Source organism: Nonomuraea lactucae (genome assembly GCF_003313395.1).
GTDB lineage: Bacteria > Actinomycetota > Actinomycetes > Streptosporangiales > Streptosporangiaceae > Nonomuraea > Nonomuraea lactucae.
On the sequence record NZ_QNFZ01000110.1, the window covers coordinates 1 to 9,755 of the forward strand.

9 protein-coding genes are annotated in these 9,755 nt (G+C 71.3%); 8 read left to right on the forward strand and 1 reads right to left on the reverse strand.

Going from position 1 to position 9,755, the window contains the following annotated elements:
- Window positions 1-1,394: condensation domain-containing protein (locus DQW85_RS07910; RefSeq protein WP_240197012.1), on the reverse strand; the 1,394-nt coding region annotated here is incomplete at its 3' end.
- Between the two features lie 439 nt (window positions 1,395-1,833).
- Here DQW85_RS07910 and DQW85_RS07915 point away from each other — a divergent pair.
- The 8 genes from DQW85_RS07915 to DQW85_RS07950 form a co-directional block, all read left to right on the forward strand.
- Entirely contained in the window at window positions 1,834-2,043 is a 210-nt protein-coding gene (locus DQW85_RS07915) for a DUF3311 domain-containing protein (RefSeq protein ID WP_113699725.1), read from the forward strand.
- Window positions 2,040-3,650 (forward strand): monocarboxylate uptake permease MctP, encoded by a 1,611-nt coding sequence (gene mctP / locus DQW85_RS07920; RefSeq protein ID WP_113699726.1) that lies wholly within the window; start codon window positions 2,040-2,042, stop codon window positions 3,648-3,650. Before DQW85_RS07915 ends, mctP begins: the two co-directional genes overlap by 4 nt.
- Window positions 3,651-3,771: 121 nt before the next feature.
- Entirely contained in the window at window positions 3,772-4,491 is a 720-nt protein-coding gene (locus DQW85_RS07925) for an ABC transporter ATP-binding protein (protein ID WP_113699727.1), read from the forward strand.
- Window positions 4,488-5,309 carry an ABC transporter permease gene (locus DQW85_RS07930; RefSeq protein ID WP_113699728.1) on the forward strand — a complete coding sequence of 274 codons (822 nt, stop codon included), beginning with the start codon at window positions 4,488-4,490 and terminating at the stop codon, window positions 5,307-5,309. Before DQW85_RS07925 ends, DQW85_RS07930 begins: the two co-directional genes overlap by 4 nt.
- Before the next feature lie 95 nt (window positions 5,310-5,404).
- Complete coding sequence (locus DQW85_RS07935) at window positions 5,405-6,313, forward strand: hypothetical protein (RefSeq protein WP_205314960.1); 909 nt, start codon at window positions 5,405-5,407, stop codon at window positions 6,311-6,313.
- Window positions 6,310-7,410, forward strand: coding sequence for a hypothetical protein (locus tag DQW85_RS07940; RefSeq protein WP_113699729.1), 1,101 nt, complete (start codon window positions 6,310-6,312; stop codon window positions 7,408-7,410). The genes DQW85_RS07935 and DQW85_RS07940 overlap by 4 nt, the downstream gene beginning before the upstream one ends.
- A 31-nt stretch (window positions 7,411-7,441) precedes the next feature.
- Window positions 7,442-8,869: a hypothetical protein gene (locus DQW85_RS07945; RefSeq protein WP_113699730.1), complete on the forward strand. Its 1,428-nt coding sequence runs from the start codon at window positions 7,442-7,444 to the stop codon at window positions 8,867-8,869.
- Window positions 8,866-9,755, forward strand: an 890-nt coding sequence (locus DQW85_RS07950; RefSeq protein ID WP_162794828.1) for an AAA family ATPase, incomplete at its 3' end; no start/stop codon positions are given. The genes DQW85_RS07945 and DQW85_RS07950, both read left to right, overlap by 4 nt.

Sequence of the window (9,755 nt, forward strand, 5' to 3'; positions counted from 1 at the left end):
CGATGCACCCCCACCACCTCACCCGACACCACCCCACCCATCCCCCACCCCGACACCAACTCCCCCAACCCCACATCCCGCACCAACACCCCACCACCACCAGCCACCACCCGCAAAACCCACTCAAACTGCTCCAACAACCGCTCAACCGTCGCCCCATCGAACGCCGCAGTGGAGAACTCCATCTCCATCTCCAGCCGATCACGCAGCTCCACCGCGATCATGATCGGGTAATTGGCCAGCTCGACGGACTTCAGTGGAGTGAATACCGTGGCGACGTCACCGGGCAGGTCCGCGCCTTCCGGAATTTCATCGTCGGGATAGTTTCCGAACACCATGACGCTGTCGAAGAGTGAGGCGCCGCGCGGGACCTCTGAACAGCGCTGGATATCGGCCAGCGGCGTGTATTCGAACCGCCGCATCGCCATCTGGCTGTCCTGCAACTGCCGCAGCCACTCCACGAACGGCACATCAACCGGCACGCGCGTCCGCACCGGCAGCGTATTGATGAACAACCCCACCATCGATTCCATCCCGGCCAACTCCACCGGCCGACCCGAAACCGTCAACCCGAACACCACATCCCGCTCACCGCTGTAACGCGACAACAACAACGCCCAACCCGCCTGAACCACCGTGCCCAGGGTGACCCGCGCCCGCCGAGCCAATCGCACCAAACCCGCGGTCACCTCACGCGACAACTCCAACCGCCGGAAGTCCTGAACTCCATGCCGTCCCGCCGCCGGCCGATCCACCGGCAAAAGGGTCGCCGCCTCGAAGCCCGCCAGATATGACCGCCAGAACTCCTCCGCCTCGACCGCGTCCCGCTCCGCGAGCCAGGCCACGAAATCCCGGAAAGGCCGCACCGCGGGCAACTCCACCCGCCCACCCCGGCACGACGCCTCATATGCCTGCGAAACCTCGTTGACCACCAAGGAAACGCTCCACCCGTCGGCGCAGATGTGATGGAACGTCCAGACCATCCAGAACCGGTCACCACCGCGGTCGACCACATGCACCCGCGCCAACGGCGGGCTCGTCACATCGAAGCCGCGCTCCCGATCGAGCCGGAGCAACTCGTCGAGCCGTGCCCGCTGCGCCGCCTCGTCGGCCTCTGCGTCGGCGGACCAGTCCAGCAGCTCGAACGGCACCGCGACATCGGCGTGCACCACTTGCAACGGCTTCGCCACACCCTCCCAGACGAACGCCGTCCGCAACGCCGCGTGACGTGCCACCACCACGTCCCACGCCTGCCGCAACGCCGCCACGTCCAACGCGCCGGCGAACTCGTAAACCTCCTGCGCGACGTACATCCCGGCATCGTCGGGCGCTTCCAGAACGTGGAACAGAATGCCCTGCTGCATCGGCGCCAGAGGGTAGACGTCCTCGACCACGGCTTGCTCCCCACCTTCTCGTAAGGACGCACAGAACCACCGACGTGAAGAGTTCTCACCGGAATGAACTCGGTAAGGCGTCCGATCCCTGGCGGCGCTCCGGCACTGATCAGTGGCGCCGACAGCATCGATTGAGTCCCCGCCAGCGTCCCGCTCACCCGTCGCTGGGGTCGATCTGACTACAGCCGCAGACTAAGATCGTCGTCTTTCAGCTGGTTTTCAGTCTGCTGTCCATGTCTCGGCCGCTGTCCCCAAGGCCGCCGCGCCCACCACGAAGGCGCTGTCAAGCTCGCGGACGACCGTTCGGCGCTGCGGTGCTACCGCTCGGCGACGTGGACATTGGGCCTGGTCACACTGTACAGATAATCTCCCCGTCGTTGACCGATGAGTAAGGAGCCGATTACGCCGCCGGCTCCTGATCTACTTACGGAGGGCTCAATTGACCACCCCGGATCCCGGACGGCCACGCAGTGACCGCAGCCCCTGGAACTGGCTGCTGTTCGTGCCGATCTTGTTGCCGCTGCTGACGTTCTTGTACAACTCCGACGGGCCGCGCCTGCTGGGCTTCCCGCTCTTCTACTGGCTGCAGATCTCCTTCATTGTCGTCGGCGTCATCTGCACCACCATCGTCTACAGGATGACCCGATGAGCGGGCACACGACCGAGCTGGTCGTCTTCGCCCTCCTGTTTCTCCTGGTGAGCGCCATGGGCTTCGTGGCGGCCAGGTGGCGGCGGCCCGAGAGCATCGAAAGCCTGCACGAGTGGGGCCTCGGCGGGCGCAACTTCGGCACCTGGATCACCTGGTTCCTGGTCGGCGGTGACCTCTACACCGCCTACACGTTCGTGGCCGTGCCGGCGCTGGTGTTCGGGGCGGGCGCCATGGGCTTCTTCGCGCTGCCGTACACGGTGGTGGTCTACCCGCTGGTCTTCCTGGTGCTGGCCAGAATGTGGTCGGTGTCGCACGTGCACGGGTTCGTCACGCCGGCCGACTTCGTCCGGGCCCGCTTCGGCTCGCCGACGCTGGCGCTGGCGGTCGCGATCACCGGTCTGGTGGCGACCATGCCGTACATCGCGCTGCAGCTCGTGGGCATCGAGGCCGTGTTGCAGGCGATGGGCATCAGCGGGCACCTGCCGATCGTGATCGCGTTCGCCATCCTGGCGGCCTACACCTACCAGTCGGGGCTGCGGGCCCCCGCGCTCATCGCGTTCGTCAAGGACACGCTCATCTACGTGGTGATCCTCGCCGCGGTGATCTACATCCCGGCCAAGCTGGGCGGCTGGGGGTCGATCTTCGACGCGGCCAAGGCGAAGTTCGACGCGACCCCGGCGCCGGGTGACGGGATCCTGCTCAACCCGGCCAACCAGGTGCAGTACATCACCCTGGCCTTCGGCTCGGCGCTGGCGCTGTTCCTCTACCCGCACAGTCTCACCGGCGTGCTGGCGTCCAGGAACCGCGGGGTGATCAAGCGGAACATGTCGGCGCTGCCCGCGTACAGCCTCCTGCTTGGCCTCATCGCGCTACTCGGCTACATGGCGATCGCGGCGGGCACCAAGCCGGTCATCGGGGAGAACGGCAAGCCCATCAGCAACACGATCGTCCCCGTGCTGTTCGACCAGATGTTCCCCGACTGGTTCGCCGGCCTCGCGTACGCGGCCATCGGCATCGGCGCGCTCGTCCCGGCGGCGATCATGTCGATCGCGGCGGCCAACCTGTTCACCCGCAACATCTACCGCGAATACCTCAACAAGGACGCCACCGACGCCCAGGAGGCGAAGGTGTCCAAGCTGGTGTCGCTGGTGGTGAAGGTGGGCGCGGTGCTCTGCATCCTGGTGCTCGACCCGCAGTTCTCTATCGACCTGCAGCTCATCGGCGGCGTGATCATCCTGCAGACGCTGCCGGCGGTGGCGCTGGGCCTCTACACGCGCTGGTTCCACAAGGGCGGCCTCATCGCGGGCTGGGCCCTCGGGCTCGCGGCCGGGATGTGGATGCTGTACCTCATCCCGAACCCGGCCACCGGCAAGACCCACTTCGGCGGCTCGGCGTTCGCGCTGTCGAACCTCGGGTTCGACACCAAGATGACGGTCTACGCGGGCTTCCTGTCGCTGGCCGTCAACCTGGCGGTGGCGGCGCTCGCCACGCTGGCGTTCCGGGCGTTCAAGGTAGCCGACGGCGAGGACGCGACGGCCCGCGAGGACTACTTCGCGGACGAGGGCGACCCCAAGGTCAAGGAGCTGGACCTGTCCGCCCCGCACTGACCGGCCACGCCCCAGGCATGGCGGGGCCCGCTCCCGCACGGGGGCGGGCCCCGCGCGTGCCGGTGGACGGGCGGGTGAAAACCCGTTGCGATGGACCGTGTACGGCTCGCACGCTTGTCCGGTGGCGATTCTGGAGGCGGCCCACCTGGCCAAGCGGTTCGGACCTGTCACGGCAGTGCACGACCTGAGCCTCACGGTGGGCGAGGGCGAGGTCGCCGGGCTGCTCGGCCCCAACGGGGCGGGCAAGTCGACGACCCTGCACATGCTGCTCGGCCTCATCACGCCCGACGCCGGCACGATCACGATGTTCGGCATGGAGCTGGCACGGCACCGGATCGAGGTGCTGAGCCGGGTCAACTTCGCCGCCAGCTACGTCGATCTGCCCGGCCCGCTGCTGGTGCAGGAGGTCCTCGACGCGTTCGCCCGGCTCTACGCCGTCCGGCGGCCGGCGGCCCGGGTGGCGGAGATGATCGAGCTGCTGGAGCTGGGCCCGCTGCGGCGGCGCAGGGTGATGGACCTGTCGTCCGGGCAGCGCACCCGCGTGCAGCTCGCCAAGGCCCTCGTCAACGCGCCCCAGTTGCTGGTGCTGGACGAGCCCACGGCCAATCTCGACCCCGACGCGGGCGACCGGATCCGCGGCCTGCTGTCGCGCGTGGCCCGGGAGAGCGGCAGCGCGATGCTCATCACCTCGCACAACATGCGCGAGGTGGAGCGGATGTGCGACCGGATCCACTTCATGGCCGAGGGCCGCGTCGTGGCCGCGGGCAGCGCCGAGGAACTGGCCGGCCGCTACGGGGCCGAGGACCTGGAAGAGGTGTTCCTGAAGGTGGCGCGCGGATGACGACACTGACCCTGCCCCCGCTCAGCCTGGCCGCCCGGCGCAGCCGGGTCCTCGGCGTGGTCCGCCGCGACTTCGCCGCGCTGCGGCGCAGCCCGATCCGCATGTTCGAGATCCTCTTCTGGCCGACGGTCGAGCTGCTGCTGTGGGGCTTCGTGACGGTGTTCCTGCAGTCGCAGAAGGTGCCGTTCGTGGTGGCGTTCCTGATCGGCGCGGTGCTGCTCTGGCAGGTGCTGCAGAAGGCGAGCAACGAGATCTCGATCGCCTTCCTGGAGGACATCTGGTCGCGCAACCTGCTCAACGTGCAGGTCAGCCCGCTGTCGAGCGTCGAGTACCTGGTCGGGCTGGTGCTGTTCTCGCTGGGCAAGGTGGCCTTCGCGGTCGCGGTGATGGCCGGGCTGGCCTACGCGCTCTACGGATTCGGGGTGACGAGCCTGGGCGTGGGGCTGGTGCCGTTCATGGGGGTGCTGCTCATGCTCGGCTGGTCGCTCGGGCTGGTCGGCATCGCGGCGGTGCTCCGCTTCGGCGAGAACGCCCAGGTGATCGCCTGGTCGCTGGTGTTCGTGGTGCAGCCGCTGGCCGGGATCTTCTACCCGGTGTCGGTGCTGCCCGAGCCGCTGCAGGCGGTGTCCTGGTTCCTGCCGGCCTCCCATGTGTTCGAGGGCATGCGCACGGTCATGGCGGGCGGCGCGGTGCCCTGGGACCGGCTGGCCTGGGCGGCCGGGCTCAACGTCGCCTACCTGGCAGCGACGCTGGGCCTGTTCGCGTGGGCGCTGAGCTACGCCCGGCGGCACGGCAAGCTGTCCCGGTTCGGCGACTGAAACGAGCCGGCGCCTTTACGTTGTAGATCTAGTAGGCGCGGCTCACATGTCGCCAAATTACTGGTAAATACTGGAACTACTGTTACGCTCGCGCCATGAGTGACCGGCTGGACCAGCTCGAGGCGCGGATCGACGAGCTCCGCGCCGGTGTGCGCCGGGCCATGCGGGTCAAGGACACGGCCACGGCCCGCGCCCTGCGCGCCGAGCTGCGCGCCGCCGAACGTTCCTGGGACACCCTGGTCACCGGCGGACTCGACGGCTCACCACGCGTGCCCGACGGCGCACCGCAGGGGCTGGTCACGGTCCGCGAGCAGGCGCACCAGGCGCTCACCCTGCTGGGCGCCCCCGCCCAGCCGAGGCTCATCGCCGCCGTGGGCGAGGCGTTCCTGGGCGGAACCCTCCGCGGCAGCCAGCTCACCAGCCTGCGGCGCGACGAGGAACGCTCCTTCGCGTCCTCCCCCTACGGCAGGCCGTACTACCTGTGCGCCGCCCTGACCGACCGCCTCGCCCCCGCCCGCGGGCTGCTCACCGTGAGCACCTGGCCGCTGGAACGCCGCATGGTGGGCCCGCTCAGTCCCCGCGTCGACTTCCTGACCTGCGCCATCGCGGTGGCACGGCACCTGTCGCCCGACCCGCGGGCCGCGCGGCTGCTGGCCCGGATGGCCCGCAACATCCCCGGCGGCGCGGCGGGCGACCTCGGCCCGCCCGACCCCGACCGGGTGATCGAGGCGGCGGCGAACGAGCTGGCCGTGCACGCCGAGCGCGACACGCGGGACCGCGCCGACCTGGCCGAACGCGCGACATCGCAGCTCGATGACCGGGCACGGCTGTTCGGCGGCACTACGCTGATCACCGTCGCCGGGGCAGCCGCCACCGCCGCGAACGGGGGCGCACCCACGGGCCCACCCGCGGGCCCATACGTGCTGGGCGCTCCCGACAAGGGCGCCGGGGCGACAGCCGCCAGGACGAAGACCAGGAACACACCCACGAGGGGCCGCCGATGAACCGGCTCGACGCGCTGCGGGGCACGACACCGCAGAAGCCGCACGACGCGCGCGCCATCGCCGCGCTCGCCGCCAACCCCGGCTGCGCGCGCAGGGCGCTCCTGGACGGCGCCGGCATCGACAAGGACGCCGCGGCCAGGCATCTGGGGTTCCCGGCGCCGTTCGGCCAGTCGCCGTTCGCGATCACGCGCGGCAACGTGTTCGAGGCGCTGGTGAAGGCCGACGGGTGCGCCGAGCTGCTGCGGATGCTGCGCGAGCTGCTCGGCCTGCCGATCGCCGAGGTCGCCTACCACGACGTGGAGAACGTCGGCGCGCACCTGCGCCACGCCCACACGCGCGCCCTGTTCGACCGGGCGGCCCGCGACGGCGGCGACGCGGGCACCGTGTACGACCATCCGCTGCTCAGCCTGGACATCGCCGGGCACACCGCCTACCTGGAGCCGGACGTGGTCGCCTTCCAGCTCGGCGGCCGGTTCCACATCGTGGAGATCAAGTCGTTCGCGGTGATCGACGGGCAGGCCGACCCTTCGGCGGTGGCCGCGGCGGCCCGGCAGGCCGCCGTCTACGTGCTGGCGCTGCGCCGGATGCTGCGGGAGCTCGGCCACGACCCGCTGCGGGTCGCGCACGACGTCGTGCTGGTCTGCCCCGAGAACTTCGCCAACCGGCCCGTCGCGTCGCCGCTCGACGTGCGCAGGCAGCTCGGCGTGCTCGAACGGCAGCTGTCCCGGATGACCGGGCTCGACCGGCTGCTGGACGGCCTGCCCGCGGACCTGACGTTCGACCTGCTGCCGGACGAGGACGGGCTGCCGACCCGGCCGGCCGCCGAGCTGGCCGACGCGCTGCGCGGGGCCACCGCCCGGTACGCGCCCGACTGCCTGTCGGCCTGCGACCTGTGCTTCTTCTGCCGCGACGAGGCCAGGCAGGAGGGCGCCACCGACCTGCTGGGCCGCCACGTCCGCGACGAGCTGGGCGGGGTCGCCTCCGTCGGCGAGGCGCTGGGCCTGGCCGACGGCGCCCGCGATCCGGCCGAGGGCCAGGAGGAGATCGCCCGCCTGCTCCGCAACGCCGAACGCCTGCGCCGGGAGTGCCTCGCATGAACGCCGTGCCGCGCCGCCGGGAGGGCCCGTCGTGAGCCTGCTGACCTCGCTGGCCCGGCTGCGGGCCCTGGACGAGGGCATCGCCCAGCCCATCGCGACCGTCCGGCACGTCCACCTGTCGGCGCGGCCGATGGTGTTCATCCCGCTCAAGCTCTCCGGTGAGGCCGCCGCGCCGCTGGCCGCCGTGCTGGGCACCGAGCGCGACCGGCCCCACCTGCTCGTCGTGACGCAGCCGCGCAACCGCGACCTGCGCTTCGCCTGGGCCGCCGAGCTGGCCGGGCTGCTCCTGCCGTACATCGAGGGGTTCCTGGCCGCCACGGAGACGGTGGAGCGCAGGAACGCCGACCCCTACGAGCGGGCGCTGGACGCGCCGCAACTGGTGCTGCCGAACCCGGCGGGCGTGGCGTTCACCCGGCTGCTGGGCCGATCGACACGGTTCCGCCGCGCCGACGGGCCCTACCCGGTGCCCGCGTCGGTGCCGCTGCTCGGCCGCTGGCTCACCTACTTCGGCGAGCGGGCCGCGTTCCCCGGCTCGTCGCTGATGCCGGCTGTGACCGAGGAGCTCGGCAGGCACTGGGCGAGCGGGCAGAGCGGGCTGGAGGACGCCAACCTCGCCGCGCAGCTCGGCTGGATCACCGAGGGGCCGAGCGACGACGCGGAGGACCCGCTGATCTGGCCGCCGGCGGGGCCGGCGACGGATCCGGGGTTCGACGCCGAGGTGCTGGCGCCCGCCATCGAGAGCGGGTCGGCCGAGCGCGTCACCGAGGCGCTGCGCACCCAGCTCGAACCCACCTGGCGCCTGATGTGGCGGGCGATCGACCTGCTCGCCGGCCTGCCCGAGGGCGCGAGCGTGGCGCAGCGGTGGGAGCACGACCGCGGCTCGTTCTCCGGCATGGCCGCCCAGCTCGCCGAGGGCGCGCCGCCGCAGGCCAGGCGTGACGGCGCGGTCGCGGCCGCCTCCCGGCTGGCACGTCTGGAACGTGCCCAGGCCGCCTACGAGGTGCAGCGCGCCTACGACGACCCACTGGTCATGGCCGAGCACCGGCTGACCGGCGAGGCGTTCGCCGGCGAGGTGGTCGAGACCGACCCCGAGCACGCCGAGGGTGAGGGCCGTTCCCGCAAGCTCCGCCCGCTCGTGGTGATCAAGACCGACGACCCCGTACGGCTGGCGCCCGGAACGGCGCTGGGCACCCCGCAGCGCCGGGCCCAGGGCGCCCAGCTGGTGTCGGCCCGCGACGGCCTGGTCACCCTGAAGATCACCAAGGGCATGGGCAGGGGGAGGACGCCCGCGCCGGGGTCGGTGCCCGAGGTCGGCGAGCGCGTCTGCTACACCTCCCTGACCGACGACTTCCAGGGCTCCGCCGCCCTGCCCGAGGCCGAGGCGACCCCCTGGACGCACGGCGGCCCGCCGCGCGAGTACGAGCCCGGCGACGAGGACGCCCGGGAGGAGTGGTCATGACGAGCCCCGCACACCCCGGCGCGCCCGAGCCCGTCAGCGGGCCCGAACAGGTCATCAGGGACGTGCTCGCCGACCTGCCGCGCCACCGCGGCGTGGTGGTCGACTCCCCGCCGGGGGCGGGCAAGTCCACGCTGGTCGTACGGGCCGCCGCGCACATCGCCGAGACCGGCGAGCCGCTGATGATCGTCGCCCAGACCAACGAACAGGTCGACGACCTGGTGGCGCGCATCTGCGACCGGCACCCGCGCCTGACCGTGGGAAGGCTGTCGGCGAGCGGCTACGTCGCGCCGCGGCGGATGCTGGAGCTGCCGGGAGTCACGGTGGGCACCCGCGTCCAGGATCTCGGCGATCCGGACATCGTCATCGCGACCGCGGACAAGTGGGCGTGGATCGCCGGACGGACGTGGCCGTGGGCCATCGTGGACGAGGCGTACCAGATGCGCTCGGACAAGCTGCTGCGGATCGCCGGGCTGTTCGACCGGGCGCTGTTCGTGGGCGATCCCGGCCAGCTCGACCCGTTCTCGATCGTCGACGGCGACCGCTGGTCGGGACTGTCGTGGGATCCGCTGCAGAGCGCGGTGTCGGTGCTGCTGCGCCACAACCCCGACCTGCCGGTGCACCGGCTGCCGGTGTCGTGGCGGCTGCCCGCCTCGGCGGCTCCGGTGGTGTCGCGGGCGTTCTACCCGTTCACCGGGTTCCGCGCGGGCACCGGGCCGCACGAGCGGCGGCTGGAGCTCGCCACGGGCGGCATGGGCACCGTGCACGACCGGGCCCTGGAGGAGGCGGCGCGGACGGGATGGGCCCTGCTGGAGCTGCCGAACCGGCACACCGTGCGCACCGACGGCGAGGCCGTGCGGGCCGTCGCGTCGCTGGCGGCGCGGCTGCT

Coding starts and splice junctions, on each gene's coding strand:
- DQW85_RS07940 (WP_113699729.1), top strand. CDS start 6,310: ATGAACCGGCTCGACGCGCTGCGGGGCACGACACCGCAGAAGCCGCAC.
- DQW85_RS07935 (WP_205314960.1), top strand. CDS start 5,405: ATGAGTGACCGGCTGGACCAGCTCGAGGCGCGGATCGACGAGCTCCGC.
- mctP (WP_113699726.1), top strand. CDS start 2,040: ATGAGCGGGCACACGACCGAGCTGGTCGTCTTCGCCCTCCTGTTTCTC.
- DQW85_RS07930 (WP_113699728.1), top strand. CDS start 4,488: ATGACGACACTGACCCTGCCCCCGCTCAGCCTGGCCGCCCGGCGCAGC.